Annotated in this window: 12 protein-coding genes; 9 read left to right on the top strand and 3 right to left on the bottom strand. The window is 44.4% G+C overall.

From position 1 onward, the window contains the following. Nucleotides 1–65: 65 nt before the first annotated feature. The 4 genes from K6V21_RS06860 (at nucleotide 66) to K6V21_RS06845 (ending at nucleotide 5,277) form a co-directional block, all read left to right on the top strand. Nucleotides 66–1,205 carry an N-acetyltransferase gene (locus K6V21_RS06860; RefSeq protein ID WP_217713006.1) on the top strand — a complete coding sequence of 380 codons (1,140 nt, stop codon included), beginning with the start codon at nucleotides 66–68 and terminating at the stop codon, nucleotides 1,203–1,205. Nucleotides 1,206–1,289: 84 nt separating this feature from the next. Beyond that, on the top strand, nucleotides 1,290–3,161 hold the full coding sequence (locus K6V21_RS06855; RefSeq protein WP_217713007.1) for a DNA topoisomerase IV subunit B: 1,872 nt from the start codon (nucleotides 1,290–1,292) through the stop codon (nucleotides 3,159–3,161). Continuing rightward, nucleotides 3,158–3,610 (top strand): pantetheine-phosphate adenylyltransferase, encoded by a 453-nt coding sequence (coaD, locus tag K6V21_RS06850; RefSeq protein ID WP_007211619.1) that lies wholly within the window; start codon nucleotides 3,158–3,160, stop codon nucleotides 3,608–3,610. The genes K6V21_RS06855 and coaD overlap by 4 nt, the downstream gene beginning before the upstream one ends. A 41-nt stretch (nucleotides 3,611–3,651) precedes the next feature. Then, entirely contained in the window at nucleotides 3,652–5,277 is a 1,626-nt protein-coding gene (locus K6V21_RS06845) for a S41 family peptidase (RefSeq protein WP_217713072.1), read from the top strand. On the opposite strand, the gene K6V21_RS06840 is transcribed toward K6V21_RS06845, so the two are convergent. Next, nucleotides 5,274–5,876, bottom strand: a complete 603-nt coding sequence (locus K6V21_RS06840) for a phosphatase PAP2 family protein (RefSeq protein WP_060407657.1) — start codon at nucleotides 5,874–5,876, stop codon at nucleotides 5,274–5,276. The two genes, K6V21_RS06845 and K6V21_RS06840, sit on opposite strands and share 4 nt — an antisense overlap. Nucleotides 5,877–5,981: 105 nt before the next feature. Here K6V21_RS06840 and K6V21_RS06835 point away from each other — a divergent pair, with 105 nt between their 5' ends. The 4 genes from K6V21_RS06835 (at nucleotide 5,982) to K6V21_RS06820 (ending at nucleotide 10,589) form a co-directional block, all read left to right on the top strand. Beyond that, the gene (locus K6V21_RS06835; RefSeq protein WP_217713008.1) at nucleotides 5,982–6,893 is read left to right on the top strand and encodes a helix-turn-helix domain-containing protein; all 912 of its coding nucleotides are present in this window, start codon (nucleotides 5,982–5,984) and stop codon (nucleotides 6,891–6,893) included. A gap of 189 nt (nucleotides 6,894–7,082) precedes the next feature. Continuing rightward, complete coding sequence (locus K6V21_RS06830) at nucleotides 7,083–7,784, top strand: b558 family succinate dehydrogenase (Or fumarate reductase) cytochrome B subunit (RefSeq protein WP_022208625.1); 702 nt, start codon at nucleotides 7,083–7,085, stop codon at nucleotides 7,782–7,784. Between the two features lie 36 nt (nucleotides 7,785–7,820). Then, entirely contained in the window at nucleotides 7,821–9,800 is a 1,980-nt protein-coding gene (locus K6V21_RS06825; RefSeq protein ID WP_044263153.1) for a fumarate reductase/succinate dehydrogenase flavoprotein subunit, read from the top strand. 33 nt (nucleotides 9,801–9,833) lie between these two features. Beyond that, the gene (locus K6V21_RS06820; protein WP_007211613.1) at nucleotides 9,834–10,589 is read left to right on the top strand and encodes a succinate dehydrogenase/fumarate reductase iron-sulfur subunit; all 756 of its coding nucleotides are present in this window, start codon (nucleotides 9,834–9,836) and stop codon (nucleotides 10,587–10,589) included. An 85-nt stretch (nucleotides 10,590–10,674) separates the two neighbouring features. On the opposite strand, the gene K6V21_RS06815 is transcribed toward K6V21_RS06820, so the two are convergent. Continuing rightward, a complete protein-coding gene (locus tag K6V21_RS06815; RefSeq protein ID WP_224321319.1) occupies nucleotides 10,675–13,026 on the bottom strand; it encodes a sensor histidine kinase in 2,352 nt (783 codons plus the stop codon). A 100-nt stretch (nucleotides 13,027–13,126) separates the two neighbouring features. Here K6V21_RS06815 and K6V21_RS06810 point away from each other — a divergent pair, with 100 nt between their 5' ends. Beyond that, complete coding sequence (locus tag K6V21_RS06810; RefSeq protein WP_224321318.1) at nucleotides 13,127–15,892, top strand: outer membrane beta-barrel protein; 2,766 nt, start codon at nucleotides 13,127–13,129, stop codon at nucleotides 15,890–15,892. Here K6V21_RS06810 and K6V21_RS06805 read toward each other — a convergent pair. Then, nucleotides 15,870–16,754, bottom strand: a complete 885-nt coding sequence (locus tag K6V21_RS06805; RefSeq protein ID WP_224321317.1) for a helix-turn-helix domain-containing protein — start codon at nucleotides 16,752–16,754, stop codon at nucleotides 15,870–15,872. The two genes, K6V21_RS06810 and K6V21_RS06805, sit on opposite strands and share 23 nt — an antisense overlap. Between the last annotated feature and the right edge of the window lie 31 nt (nucleotides 16,755–16,785).

The following is a 16,785-nucleotide window of genomic DNA, read 5'->3' as shown; positions in this document are numbered from 1 at the left end:
TATCTCCGCCGCGTGGTATTTTAAAGATTATCATGTATCTTTGCCACTTCATTAGACATAAAATTATGGCAATAACAATCAAAAAAGTTTCCACAATGAAAGAATTGAAACGGTTCATCCGCTTCAATTACCGGCTATACAAAGGCAATCCCTACTCCGTTCCCGATCTCTACGACGACATGCTCAACACTTTCAATAAAAAGAAGAATGCAGCGTTTGAATTCTGTGAAGCAGAGTATTTCCTGGCTTACCAAGACAATAAAATAGTGGGCCGCGTAGCTGCCATAATCAACCATAAGGCCAATGAAGCCTGGAATAAAAAGAATGTCCGTTTCGGCTGGATTGATTTCATTGACAACCCGGAAGTATCCGATGCCTTGATCCACACGGTAGAAGAATGGGGAAAAGAACGTGGAATGACTCACATACAAGGTCCGTTGGGCTTCACAGACTTCGATGCGGAAGGCATGCTGGTCGAAGGCTTCGATCAACTCAGCACCATGGCAACCATTTACAACTATCCTTACTATCCGCAACACATGGAGCGTATGGGATTTGAAAAGGAAGCTGACTGGGTGGAATACCAGATCTACATTCCGGATGCCATACCGGACAAGCACAAACGTATCTCCGATCTTATCCAGCGTAAATATAATCTCAAGATTAAAAAATATACATCTGCAAAGAAGATTGCCCGCGACTATGGACAGGCCATCTTTGAGTTGATGAACGAAGCTTATAAGCCCCTGTTCGGTTATTCCGCTCTGTCCCAACGGCAGATTGACCAGTACGTGAAAATGTATCTCCCCATCGTAGACCTCCGCATGGTGACACTTATCACAGATGCCGACGACCAGCTTATTTGCGTAGGCATATCCATGCCCTCCCTGTCCGAAGCTCTACAGAAAGCGCACGGCCGGTTATTGCCCTTCGGATGGTACTATCTGCTGAAAGCACTGTTCATGAAACGACGTGCCAAAATGTTAGATTTATTGCTTGTTGCCGTGAAGCCGGAGTACCAGAACAAAGGTGTTAACGCATTGTTATTTTCCGATTTAATTCCGGTTTATCAGAAATTAGGTTTTATATTTGCAGAAAGCAACCCTGAACTTGAAATGAATGGCAAAGTACAAGCCCAATGGGAATACTTTGAAACCAAACAACATAAACGGCGCAGGGCGTTTGTGAAAGAAATTAATAATTAAGAATGAAGAATGAAGAATTGCCATGCGGCATCACAGCGCAGCCAAATTCTTCATTCCTCATTCCTCATTCTTCATTAAATAGTTATGGAAGAAATCAACGGACTGATGCCCGAAGGCAATGTAGAATATACGGAAGACAACATTCGTCATTTGGACGACATGGAGCACATCCGTGTCCGTTCGGGTATGTATATCGGTCGTTTGGGCGACGGTACGCAGAACGACGACGGTATCTATGTATTGCTAAAAGAGGTAATGGACAACAGCATCGATGAGTTCAAAATGGGTGCTGGTAGACGGATCGAGATTAACATTGAGGATAATCTCCGTGTCAGTGTGCGCGACTATGGTCGTGGTATTCCGCAAGGAAAGCTGATTGAAGCTGTGAGCAAACTCAATACCGGCGGTAAGTACGACAGTAAAGCTTTCAAGAAAAGTGTCGGACTGAACGGCGTAGGTATCAAAGCTGTGAATGCACTTAGCAGCCGCTTTGAAGTACGTAGTTATCGCGAAGGTAAAGTTCGTATTGCCATTTTTGAAAAAGGTAATCTCCAGAGTGATGTAACGGAAAACTGTAACGAGGAAAGCGGAACTTACATCTTCTTCGAACCGGACAGCACGTTATTCCTGAACTATTCTTTCCAGGCTAATTTCGTGGAAACGCTGTTGCGTAACTACACGTACCTGAATACAGGACTTTCCATTATATACAACGGTCAGCGCATTATCTCACGCCATGGACTGGAAGATTTGCTGAACGACAATATGACCGCACAGGGCCTTTACAATATCATCCATCTAAAAGGAGAAGATATTGAAATAGCCTTTACGCATACGAATCAATACGGCGAGGAATACTATTCCTTTGTCAACGGCCAGCATACCACACAGGGTGGAACGCACCAAAGTGCGCTTAAAGAACATATTGCCCGCACCATCAAGGAGTTCTACAACAAGAACCAGGAATATGCCGACATCCGCAACGGTATTGTTGCCGCCATTGCCATCAATGTGGAAGAACCCCAGTTTGAAGGACAGACCAAGACCAAACTCGGTTCCCCTTCCATGTCTCCCGGTGGTGTAAGCGTGAATAAGTATGTAGGCGACTTCATCAAAACGGAGGTGGATAACTATCTACATAAGAATCCGTTGGTTGCGGAAGTCATGCTGCAAAAGATACAAGACTCCGAAAAAGAACGTAAAGCCATTGCCGGTGTAACCAAATTGGCACGTGAGCGCGCAAAGAAGGCCAACCTGCATAATCGTAAGCTGCGCGATTGCCGTTACCACCTCAATGACGGCAAAGGAAAGGAACAGGAATCCGAATCTTGCATCTTTATCACTGAGGGTGATTCTGCCAGCGGTTCTATCACAAAGAGCCGTGACGTAAATACGCAGGCTGTATTCAGTCTTCGTGGTAAACCGTTGAACTCATTCGGGCTGACTAAGAAAGTAGTATACGAAAACGAAGAATTCAATCTGCTACAAGCTGCCCTGAACATAGAAGACGGCATTGAAGGATTGCGTTACAACAAGGTGATTGCCGCTACCGATGCCGATGTGGACGGTATGCACATCCGGTTGTTGCTCATCACATTCTTCCTGCAATTCTTCCCCGATCTGATAAAGAAAGGGCACGTCTATATCCTGCAAACTCCGTTGTTCCGCGTGCGCAACAAGAAAAAGACAATTTACTGCTACACGGAAGAGGAACGGCAAAAAGCCATTGTTGAACTGGGCCCCAATCCTGAGATTACGCGTTTTAAAGGTCTGGGAGAGATCTCGCCTGATGAATTCCGGCATTTCATCGGTAAAGATATGCGTCTGGAACAAGTTACTTTACGCAAAACGGACCTCGTAAAGGAGTTATTGGAATTCTACATGGGTAAAAATACCATGGAACGGCAAAACTTTATTATTAACAATCTGGTTATAGAAGAAGATCTGGCATCATGAGAAGAGCAATCTTTCCGGGAACATTCGATCCTTTCACTATCGGACATTCATCGGTAGTGACCCGCGCACTGACTTTTATGGATGAAGTCATTATTGGAATTGGTATCAACGAAAATAAAAACACCTACTTCCCTATTGAGAAGCGCGTGGAGATAATACAGAAATTCTACCGGAACGAGCCACGAATCAAGGTCTACTCCTATGATTGCCTGACGATTGATTTTGCCCGGCAGGTAGACGCGCAGTTTATTGTTCGCGGTATCCGTACCGTGAAAGATTTCGAGTATGAAGAGACCATTGCCGATATCAACCGCAAACTGGCAGGTATCGAAACTATCTTGCTCTTTACCGAACCCGAACTGACATGTATCAGTTCGACTACTGTCCGCGAACTTCTACAGTTCGGCAAAGATATCAGCCAGTTTATCCCCGAAGGGATGGATATTTAATAATTAGTAAATTAGTGATTAGTGATAAGCGAAAAAGAATGATGAAGAAACTTCTTATCTTTATAATATGTATATGCGGTGCCATGGCTTCCATGCAGGCGCAGAATATGGGCAACTTGGCTGCCCGCAAGTTACAGATGGCAGAGTTTGCCATCACCAACCTGTATGTAGACTCGGTAGACGAAAATAAACTGGTGGAAGAAGCTATTATCCGTATGCTTGCCCAACTCGATCCGCACTCCACATACAATGATGCTGAGGAGGTGAAGAAAATGAACGAGCCTTTGCAAGGTAACTTCGAAGGTATCGGTGTGCAGTTCCAGATGATAGAAGATACATTACTTATTATACAGCCCGTCAGCAACGGACCATCTGAAAAGGTTGGTATCCTGGCAGGTGACCGTATCGTGGCAGTGAACGACAGCGCTATTGCCGGCGTAAAAATGTCCACAGAAGATATAATGGCACGCCTGCGCGGCCCGAAAGACTCAGAAGTAAAACTAACTATTGTCCGCCGCGGAGTGGACGATCCCTTATACTTCACTGTAAAACGGGATAAAATACCCATTCTAAGTTTGGACGCTTCGTATATGATACAGCCCAAAACCGGCTATATCCGTATCAACCGTTTTGGCGCCACTACCGCCGAAGAATTTACCGCGGCCCTCAAAGAGCTACAGAAGCAAGGAATGAAAGACCTGATACTCGACCTGCAAGGCAACGGTGGCGGCTATTTGAATGCAGCAATTGATCTTGCCAACGAGTTCCTGCAACAAAAAGAACTGATTGTATATACTGAAGGAAGAACCTCTCAGCGCAGTAATTTCTACGCCAAAGGCACAGGTAACTTCAAGAACGGACGCCTCATCGTGCTGGTAGACGAATACTCTGCTTCAGCAAGTGAAATCGTAACCGGTGCCATACAGGACTGGGACAGAGGCGTAGTTGTAGGCCGCCGTACTTTCGGTAAAGGGCTGGTACAACGCCCCATCGAATTGCCCGATGGCTCTATGATTCGCTTGACTATCGCCCGTTATTACACCCCATCCGGACGTTGCATCCAGAAACCGTACGACCATACAGCCAATCTGGACGGCCGAGGCCTTAGTAAAGATGACGGCCAGGAGAAATACAATATGGAACTGGTAGAGCGTTTCAACCGTGGAGAAATGATGCATGCCGACAGTATCCATTTCCCTGATTCACTGAAGAACTCCACTAAGAAGTTGAAACGTACCGTATACGGTGGCGGTGGCATCATGCCCGACTATTTCGTGCCTATTGATACAACTCAATATACCGATTATCACCGTAATCTGGTCGCCAAAGGCGTTGTCATCAAAGCAACAACCAAGTATATCGAGAAAAACCGGAAAGAACTCCAAGAGAAATATAAGAAGTTTGATACCTTCAACAATAAATTCGAGATAGACGAACAGATGCTTGCGGACATACGCGCTGCCGCCGATAAAGAAAAGATTGAGTTCAACGAAGAGCAATACAACAAATCATTGCCTCTGATAAAGACGCAGTTGAAAGCCTTGATAGCCCGTGACCTGTGGGATATGAACGAATACTTTCAGGTGATAAACACCACGAACAACAGCGTGCAACAAGCCCTTGAGTTATTGAACGAAAAGATTTACGAGAAGAAACTACCACTTTAATTACCGAACAACCACTTATTCAGCCAACGGTTCACATAGATATTTACTACAGCACATCCGGCTCCGATAACTGCACCCGCCAGCACATCGGAGGGATAGTGCACACCTTCATTCATACGGGATACTCCGACAGAACATGCCCATAAGGCGGATGGAGCGATTACATACCATTTCGGATATTTCACACAAAGTGAAGTTGCCAATGCAAAAGCAGTTGCCGTATGTCCGGAAGGGAAAGAAGGACTGGTTTCATGACTATAAGCATGAACCCGGTCGGGATAGCGATCGAACGGACGTTCACGATCTATAAGATATTTCATGCCATAAGTCACAACAAAAGCGCCGGCAACACTGGTACCTACATACACAGCATCCTTCAATAATTCGCGGTCTTTTTTCACCCAGGCAGCCAATGCCATCGCCACAGGAACCCCCACGGCAATATAGGGTTCAGTACGAGAAATTATTTTATTATAATTACGAATGAACTTACCATCCCAACTATTTATTCTATGCAAAGTATTAATGTCCCAGTTCTGGGCAGAAATATTGAATACAAGTAATGATGCAAAAAATACAAAAAAAATAGTCCGTTTCATGTAGTCTTTCTTATAGTTTGCTGCAAAGATAGACGATTTTGTTAGAGTATTCATAAAAAAATTCTATCTTTGTTGCCATAATTTTAGTAATTCGTCTTATATTTCATGACAAAAGACACTCTTTGCACACGGCAAGTAGATTGTACTCTATGCCCAAAAATCTCAGACGGGACATTGGTATACCGCCAATATCCCCAGGGGCAGCATTTCTCGGCGGAGAAGTGTACCCAGAACTGCATGATCTTTATGTTAAAGGGAGAATTGTTGATAAATAGTAACGAATACCCAGGCACTACGCTCCAGAGCAGACAATGTGTGCTGCAAGCCATCGGTTCAAAAATGGAATTGTTAGCACTGACTGAGGTGGAATATATCGCCTATTGGTTTACGGAACTTCCACTTATATGCGAAGACCGTTACAAGGATATCCTCGAACGCTCTGAGGCCCCGCTGACCTACACACCGTTGATAGCGAATGCAAAATTGGAGCGGTTGCTGCATGATATCGCCGACTATTTTAAAGAACAGCCTTCCGCATGCGGGAAATATCTCGACATCAAGCGCCAGGAACTGGTTTACATATTAACCTGCTATTATCCCCTGCGCCAGATAAGTACGTTCTTCTATCCCATCAGCACTTATACGGAAAGTTTCCATTATTTCATTATGCAGAACTACGACAAGGTAAAGAATGTGGAAGAATTCGCCCATTTAGGTGGATATACAACCACTACATTCCGCCGTTTGTTTAAAAATATGTATAATGTTCCGGTGTACGAATGGATACTGGACAAGAAGCGTGAAGGTATTCTGAACGATCTGCAATTCACCAAGCAACGTATCTCCGTGATTAGTTCACGTTATGGCTTCGATTCCCTGTCGCACTTCGCTCATTTCTGTAAGGACTCCTTTGGAGACACCCCTCGTTCCTTGCGAAAACGTGCTGCCAGCGGGGAGAAAATCACCATTATAAAAGAAAAAAATGACGACTCAGCTAGGGAACAGGGTGACGAGTAAGAGTAATCTTCCCTTGTCAACCTGTTCCCTGACTCACTTGTCAACTTCTATCTATTCCCTGAATTACGGAATTATTTCTTTAATTCCTTGTTTAATCAATGTATTTCTTCTATTTTTGCGGGAAATTAGTGTAAGACCCTAAGTAAAAGCAAATTTTCTAACTATTAAATAATTTAAATTCAATCATTTATGTGGTTAAGTAATTCATCTGTAGGAAGGAAAGTGGTGATGAGCATTACCGGTATCGCCCTTGTCCTGTTTCTAACGTTTCACATGGCGATGAACCTGGTTGCATTAATCTCGGCAGAGGGATACAACATGGTTTGTGAGTTCCTGGGGGCAAACTGGTATGCCTTGGTGGCTACGGTAGGTTTGGCCGCACTTTTCATTATTCACATCATCTACGCTTTCTGGCTGACAATGCAGAACCGCAAAGCACGCGGTACCGAACGTTATGCCGTAGTTGATAAACCCAAAACTGTAGAATGGGCTTCTCAGAACATGCTCGTATTGGGTCTTATCGTAATCGTAGGTCTGGGTCTGCACCTGGTAAACTTCTGGGCAAAAATGCAGCTTCCTGAGTTGATGCACAACATGGGTATGCATGCTGACACGCTTACACTGGCTTATGCCGCTAACGGTGTTTATCACATTCAGAACACATTCAGCAATCCGGTATACGTAGTGCTTTACCTCATTTGGCTCGGCGCACTGTGGTTCCACCTGACTCACGGTTTCTGGAGTTCTATGCAATCCCTGGGTTGGAACAACAAGGTATGGATTAACCGTTGGAAATGCATCTCCAACATTTACTCTACTATCGTCGTTGTATGTTTCGCCTTGGTAGTTGTCGTATTCTTCGCAAAATCATTGTGCGGCGGTGCTTGCTAATTTGTAAATTGTAAACGATTAAAATGTAATAGCATTATGACTAAGATAGATTCAAAAATTCCGGAAGGACCGGTGGCTGAGAAATGGACCAACTATAAAGCTCACCAGAAATTAGTAAACCCTGCTAACAAGCGTCGCTTGGATATCATCGTGGTAGGTACGGGCTTGGCAGGTGCTTCTGCTGCCGCTTCACTCGGTGAAATGGGTTTCAGAGTATTCAACTTCTGTATTCAAGACTCTCCGCGCCGTGCACACTCCATCGCAGCACAGGGCGGTATCAACGCTGCAAAGAATTACCAAAACGACGGTGACTCTGTTTACCGTTTGTTCTACGATACAGTAAAGGGCGGTGACTACCGTGCCCGCGAAGCTAACGTTTACCGTTTGGCTGAGGTTTCCAACAGCATTATCGACCAATGTGTGGCACAAGGTGTTCCCTTCGCCCGCGAATACGGCGGTTTGCTGGATAACCGTTCTTTCGGTGGTGCTCAGGTATCACGTACGTTCTATGCCCGCGGCCAAACCGGACAGCAGTTGTTGCTGGGTGCTTACTCTGCACTGAGCCGCCAGGTAAACGTAGGTACCGTAAAATTATACACTCGTTACGAAATGCAGGACGTTGTCCTCGTTGACGGACGTGCCCGCGGTATCATCGCTAAAAACCTCGTAACCGGTAAACTGGAACGTTTTGCTGCACACGCAGTAGTAATCGCTACCGGTGGCTATGGAAACGCATACTTCCTGTCTACCAATGCAATGACTTGTAACTGTACAGCTGCCGTTTCTTGCTATCGCAAGGGTGCCTGGATGGCCAACCCGGCTATGGTACAGATTCACCCCACTTGTATTCCCGTTCACGGTGACAAGCAGTCTAAGTTGACTTTGATGTCAGAGTCTCTGCGTAATGACGGTCGTATCTGGGTTCCGAAGAAGAAAGAAGATGCCATAAAACTCCAGAAGGGTGAAATCAAGGGAAGCGATATTCCTGAAGAAGACCGCGACTACTACTTGGAACGCCGCTATCCGGCATTCGGAAACTTGGTTCCGCGTGACGTTGCCAGCCGTGCCGCTAAAGAACGTTGCGATGCTGGTTTCGGTGTGAACAATACAGGCTTGGCAGTATTCCTCGATTTCTCTGAGGCTATCAGTCGCTTAGGCATTGATATTGTTCTTCAACGTTATGGCAACCTCTTTGATATGTATGAGGAAATCACTGACGTTAATCCGGGTGAACTGGCAAAAGAAATTGCCGGTGTGAAATATTATAATCCGATGATGATTTATCCGGCTATCCACTACACAATGGGTGGTATCTGGGTTGACTACGAACTGATGACTTCTATCAAGGGTCTGTTCGCTATCGGTGAGTGTAACTTCTCCGACCACGGTGCCAACCGCCTCGGTGCTTCAGCATTGATGCAAGGTTTGGCTGACGGTTACTTCGTATTGCCTTACACTATTCAGAACTATCTGGCTGACCAGATTACAGTTCCCCGTTTCTCTACCGACCTGCCTGAATTCGCAGCAGCAGAGAAAGCTATCCAGGAAAAAATCAACTGGATGATGAACATCAAGGGTAAGAAGTCAGTAGACTCTATCCACAAGGAACTGGGCCACGTGATGTGGGAATATGTAGGTATGGGCCGTACAGCAGAAGGTCTGAAGACCGGTATTGCCAAACTGAAAGAAATCCGTAAGACATTCGAAAAAGACTTGTTCATCCCGGGAGATAAGGAAGGTATGAACGTAGAGCTGGATAAAGCTATCCGCCTGTACGACTTCATTATCATGGGCGAATTGGTTGCTTACGACGCTCTGAACCGTAACGAAAGCTGCGGTGGTCACTTCCGTGAAGAATACCAGACTGAAGAAGGCGAAGCAAAACGTGACGATGAAAACTTCTTCTACGTTGCTTGCTGGGAATATCAAGGTTCCGACGAAAAAGCTCCTGAGTTGCTGAAAGAACCGCTGGTTTACGAAGCAATCAAGGTACAGACTCGTAACTATAAGAGCTAATCGGGAAGTTGAACATTTAAAGAATTAAAGAAAATGGATAAAAATATAAGTTTCACACTGAAAGTATGGCGCCAGAAAGGCCCAAAGGCAAAAGGCGCTTTTGAAACATACCAAATGAAAGATATCCCCGGTGACACTTCATTCCTCGAAATGCTGGATATCTTGAATGAACAACTGATTTCTGAAGGTAAAGAACCGGTTGTATTCGATCATGACTGCCGCGAAGGTATCTGCGGTATGTGTTCGCTCTACATCAACGGACATCCTCACGGTCCTGCAACAGGTGCTACTACCTGTCAGATCTATATGCGTCGTTTCAACGATGGTGACACTATCACTGTTGAACCTTGGCGTTCTGCCGGTTTCCCGGTCATCAAGGACTTGATGGTAGACCGTACAGCTTACGACAAGATTATGCAAGCCGGTGGTTACGTTAGTGTGCGCACGGGCTCTCCTCAGGATGCCAATGCTATCCTGATTCCGAAGCAAATCGCTGACGAAGCTATGGATGCAGCTGCTTGTATCGGTTGCGGTGCTTGTGTAGCTGCTTGTAAGAATGGTTCTGCCATGTTGTTCGTTTCCGCAAAAGTTAGCCAGCTGAACTTGCTGCCGCAGGGTAAACCGGAAGCATTGCGTCGCGCAAAAGCTATGTTGAGCAAGATGGATGAACTCGGATTTGGTAACTGTACCAATACTCGTGCTTGCGAAGCCGAATGTCCGAAGAACATCTCTATCAGCAACATCGCCCGTCTGAACCGCGATTTCATCATCGCAAAACTGAAAGACTAATCAGCCCTTTCTACATTTGATTAATATCACAAGAACTCCTCTACCGGGAAACCGGTAGGGGAGTTCTTCTTATGAGTCAGAAGTCTTATACCTCATCCGCCAAAGATAGAACAACCGTAAAACAGCTTCCTTTTCCTACTTCAGACTGCACCTCTATATGTCCGCAAAGCTTCTCAATAATGACTTTACAGATAGAAAGCCCAAGCCCACTTCCTTGTTCAAACTCGTCAGTCTTATAAAAACGGTCAAAGATCATCATGAGTTCTTTCTCATCAATTCCCTTCCCTGTATCCTGTACATACACACTGACCTTCCGACCTTTTTTATCCACTTTGCATCCTAATGTAATAGAACCACTCCGGGTAAACTTATCCGCATTGCCCAGAAAATTGGAAATAACCTGGATAAAACGCATACGATCTATATTAACAGGTAAAGAGGGATTTTCATCCAAAGCCAGATGAAACTGTAACGAGGGCTTGATTAATGCCTGGTAAGCCATATAAATCTCTTTCACAATCGTCCTCATGTCCCATTCTTTTATTTCGAGATCCATGCTGCCGGAATCCAGACGTGATATTTCCACCACATCATTGACCAGTTTCAAGAGTAATTCGTTGTTACGGTTAATGCTCTCAAGCATAGCCTTCCTCTCATCCGGTTCAATCTCATCACCCCCCTCGCCAACCAGCAAATTGGTGAAACCTACAATGGCATTCAGCGGAGTACGGATTTCATGGCTCATATTATTCAGGAAAGATTGTTTCAACTCAGCATTTTCGGCCATCTGCTTAGCCTGAATGAGTTGTTCTTCACGTTCTACCTGTATCTGAATATCCTGCATAATGCCCGCCAGCATTATCCTTCCTTCCGCATCTTTCAAACTGCGGCACCGAAGTTCATACCAACGATAATCTTCTTCACCGAAAGAGAAACGTACACGCCTAACCTGCATATCTGTAGATTGATGCAGTGTTTCGTACAATGAATTCAATAGAAAAACATCACCGGGATACGCATATTTCAGGAAATCAGTCCGCACAAATATCCTCTGCTTCATTCCTACCAAACGCGTATAGTTCTCATCAAATTCAATATTATCCCCCTGTATATTCCAAAGCGAAATACGTCCTCCATCCATAGAAAGTGTCAGCCGCTTATGAGTCTCCTCAAGCATCTCCATATTCTTACGTTCCACACGCGAACGCCGGCGCATACGCAGCAGACTGATCAATACCAAAATAAAAGTAAGGATAAACAATCCGCTCAGGAAATAAAGTTCCTTCCGATACCGGTCATAGAAGGAGTAATTGATAATACGGACATCTTCAGGTACATTTTTCACATCAAAGTCCGTATAGGCTGAGAAATAAGTCCAATCCAGTACATATTCCTTTTCCATATCCCTGATTTTCGGCATACCAATTTTCTCCTTATTCATCAGACGAACAGAAAAATCAGCCGCAGTACGCGCAGAAATCTCATCAGTAGCCATGTAGCCGCCCACAATCTTGGCATCCTCCCCAAATCCCTGGCGGAGACAGCTGAAAGAAGGGATGTTTAAGGCTTTAGTTATCGGAAGCGACATCTGGTCGAACTTATCTAACAGGAAAACTTGTTTTTCCCTCCCAGCTTTTGTTTTTTCTATCTCGGTAAACAAAGAGGTCCCTTTTATATAACGAAAAGGGCAAAGGCTTATGGTAAAATCATCTTTATCAATATGGTTGTTTGCCCTTGCAGGCATCAGATTATAATGCTCAACCATTTCCTGCAATTTCCTGTATTCATGCTCCACTGAAAAAGTAGACTCACAGCCTAAAAGCCGAATTTCTTTTCTATCCGCAAACCGGGTTAATAAATCAAACGATTTATATCCAAGCGGAGTCAGATCAATATTATAAATAATATCTATCCCTACATGTGGCTGCAAAGATTTTATAAAATCAATGTTATGCTTAAAATCCGGCGCATCACGCAGCACATATACCTTTCTGCGCTCATATTCTTTTATAAGTTTCTCATCGGGAAAACGTACATTGCAAGCCACTACAGGAATGGAGGAAAGTAGTCGATGGCGGGTAGAAAGCAGGGCAGATGCGGCTTGGTCGCCCACTGTGAGGATCAGCGCCATCGGTTTATCTTTGATGATACTAAGATAAGCCTCCATATTTTTTATCCCATCTTCCGGCGTGACAGTATTGAAATCCAGATAAAATTTATCAAATATCGGTTCTATTCCCTGCTTCCTGAATTCCTGTTTCAAGAGTTCTTCAAAGTTTCCGTAACAATCATACTGAGGAGAGGAAGAATAAACAAGAGAAATCATTTTTTCTATCCGGTGGTTAATAGTGTACCACCGTTTAAAATTGACTCCGCACCAAAAAGCACACAGTAAAAAGATGAAGGCTAAAACATATTTTAGTTTGTCGGTTTTCATTGTATCACTTATATTGAGCAAAAGTAGCATAATATCTATAAAAAAAGAAGATTTTATGACGAAAACTCTCTAATTTTGTGACTGCCATAAAAAGACTGACATGAAGGTGTACAAAATCTGGTTACTATTGCTATTCTTGCTGATTCCGACTATTCTATCCGCCCAAAAAACAAGGACAGTCAAGGGGCAGGTATGCACTGCATCAGAGACCAAGAAAGGAGAAGAGCCTCTGCCCTATGCAAGTCTTGTTATCCTGGAAGGCAAGGATTCCACCTTTGTAAAAGGAGTTGCAAGCGGTGCAGACGGTCGTTTCAATCTCCAGTTCACCCCTCAGAAAGGAACACAATATTTACTGAAAGCCTCTTATACAGGAATGCAATCTGTCTTCCGCAAACTGGACAGCAACACTTCAACAATCAATCTGGGTAGCATCTTACTGGAAGAAGGTATCGAATTGGGCGAAGTGACAGTAAACGCCCGGATGCGCGATGTAGATCAGGTGGGAGATACCACCGTCATCAATGCGGCAGCTTACAAAACACCGGAAGGCTCGTATCTGGAGACACTTATCAAACGTATTCCCGGAATGGAATACGACAGCGAAACCAAAACACTGAAATACAACGGGCTACCCATTAATGAAATCAATGTAAACGGTGAAGCCTTCTTCTCAGGTGACAACAAGATGGCACTGGAAAACCTTCCCGTAGAGTTAATCAGCAAGATAAAAGTGTACGATAAGAAAAGCAAGCTGGAAAAGTTGACGGGTGTCAGCACCGGGAAAGAGAACTATGTGCTCGACCTGCAAACCAAAGAAGAATTCAACGGTACCCTCCTTGCATCGGGAAAAGCCGGATACGGCAATAACAACAAAAAAGATTTCAACCTGCAAGGCAACTACTTCAAAAATAACGGAAATAATTTCTCAGTTATCGCCAATTCCGGTAACCTCCATATGCGGACCAGCTACAAAGACAACATACAGGAGAACGTTGCCGTAAATTTCACCCAAAAGTACAATAAGAAACTAACACTCAACGGAAATGTATCCTATCACCACAACGAGCAGGGCAATATTTCGACATCCTACAACGAACAATATCTGACAAGTGGCAATAAGTACCAGTATTCTGCCGGCAACAATACGAACCGTAGCCGCAATATGAATTCATTATTGGGCTTAAACTGGCAGATCGATACCCTGACTTTTGTCAATTTCTTCGGTAATTTCAGCCTTGTCCGGAATAATAATGCCAATAATAACCGCCAGGCCACGTTCAATGAAAATCCTCATCTGGATATCCTCGATCCTTTCAGTCATATCAACGATGTATCCGATGAGCTGAAAATCAATGACATCGTCATGGGGTCGCTAATGCAAGGAGAACAACACCGGTATTCCTTCCATGCAAATATCATGCGCCGGATCAATAAAAAAGGAAGTTCTATCGGCCTGACTGCGCAATACAATGATAGCAAGAATGACAACAATAACTTCTCTATCTCATCAACCACGTATTATCAGTTGAAGAACAGTGCAGGAAACGACTCCATACTCTACCGTAACCAATACTCATCGAGCCTGTCCCCCAACCGTCAACAAGGCATCGGGCTGATGTTCAGCCACCCTTTTTCCAAGAAGCTGCACGCACAAATCTCATATAACCTCAACTACAGTAAGCAGAAAAACGACCGCAATACCTACGACTTATCCGGCTTTATGGAAGAAACGGCAGTACAACCCGGATATCTGCCCGAAGGATATGAAACGAGCTACATCGACAGCCTGAGCAACCGGAGCCATAGCAGTACCCTGCAACACGGAATCAACCTGCACTTTAATTATTCCGACACCATTTGGAACATCAATGCCGGAGTATCCGTGCAACCTGAGCGACGCAGCCTGAACCAGAAAACAGGCCTGCATAGAGCTGATACCACCCTCCATTCAGTCGGCTTCCAGCCTATGCTTTTCATCTCATGGCAGAAAAAGAAAAACAGGATAACCTTGAATTATTATGGAAATACCTGGCAACCATCATTATATGATCTGATTTCACCAACCAACAACAGTGACCCGCTCAACATTACGCGAAGCAATCCTAACTTGAAGCCTACTTATAATCAGTCTGTCCGATTGGAAGCACAAAATATGAAGGAAGGACTCTTTGCCACACTGAACTGGAACAACAGAATCAATAGTCAGACCCGTGCAGTGATCTACAACCAGCAAACCGGTGGACGTGAAACTTATCCGGTGAATATTAACGGCAACTGGAACATAAACGGTGTGTTCCGGTATCAGAAGCGCATCAAAAACTTTAATCTGAATGCAAATGCCGGAGGCTCCTTTGCACAGGATGTCAACCTCATCAACGAAAACCAGAGTGAACAACCCGAACGCAGTGCCACGCATAACACCGGGCTCAACAGTGACCTGCGCCTATCCTACCAACCTAAATGGGGTAATCTGGACCTAAACGGGAGGTGGAACTTCCAACATTCTTCCAACTCACTTTTAGAGACGGATACATACACACGCAATTACACCTTCGGATTGAACGGTTTTGCCGATTTACCGGGAGGTATACAGCTGAGAACAGATGCAAATTATTCCTTCCGGAACGGTACAAACATAAAAAAAGGGGAAGACGACCAGATTGTTTGGAACGCAAGCATCACATGGCGTTTCCTGAAAAAGAAACAGGCGGAGGTATCAGCCAACTGGGTGGATATACTCAGCCAGCAAAAGAATTACTTTCGAGGCACAATGGCTGACGGCCTTTATGAAAACCATACGCAACAGATAGGCAGTTACTTCATTGTCTCAGTGAAGTATCGCTTCAACCAGCCTCTTCACAAATAGTTGGCGTTTCTTGTGGAGGAACAGGCTGTACCGAACGCAGGCCACGAGGTGAGGTTCCAAAGTTCTTCTTGCAGAAGTTAGAGAAGTGAGGCAAAGACTCGAAACCATATTTATAGCAGATCTCAGAAATAGTGGCATTTGTGTAACGAAGTTCGTAAACAATGCTCTCTTTACGTTTCTCCAACATCCATTCATAAACAGGTTTATGGAATACAGAATTGAAGATACGCCGGAAGGTAACAGTGGTGTATCCGCCTAACTGGGCAAGTTCTTCTACCGTCTTCACTTTCAGATGGTTTTGCAGGACAAAATACTCAAAGCTGGACGTATAGCGGGAAAGTGTATGCACCAGCATCGAAAGGTCATAATCGGAGTAGTATTCTCCCAAAAGAAAGGCAAGTTCTTTTCGTTTGAACGAAAGCAATTCCCGACAAATCTTTTCTTTCGCCAAATAGGATTTGGAGGCGTCCAGAAAGAAACGCAACTCCGGAATAATTTTTAATGGAGTGAATATCAGAGGCGGAGTTATTTCTTTCATAATGTGTTTATAACGTTCCTCACAGAAAAACTCCGGCTGATTAAAACGATAACAAACACATTCCACGTCCGTCAGAGCTAGAATCTCATATTTTGAACCAATGGCTTGAAGAATGAACTCCCCCGCACGTAAAGTAGTTCCGGCATATTCCTGACTGTTGACAAGCACTTCTCCTTTCAACAAAAAAATCATAATGTTTTCTTCGCATTTTTGAGCAGGAAGGTGGAAGCCTCTTGAATGAGAGGCATAAATAATCGCATTACCCACAGCCTTAGGGCACTGCTGACACGACATGGCCGCACCACATGCAGAGTAAGTTTGCATTGCAGATTGAATGTTTTTTGTTTGTTTTGTG

Origin of the sequence: Bacteroides cellulosilyticus (genome assembly GCF_020091405.1) — a bacterium.
Taxonomy (GTDB): Bacteria; Bacteroidota; Bacteroidia; order Bacteroidales; family Bacteroidaceae; genus Bacteroides.
Note: the sequence above shows the minus strand (reverse complement) of the source record. Positions and strands in the feature narration are given on the sequence as shown.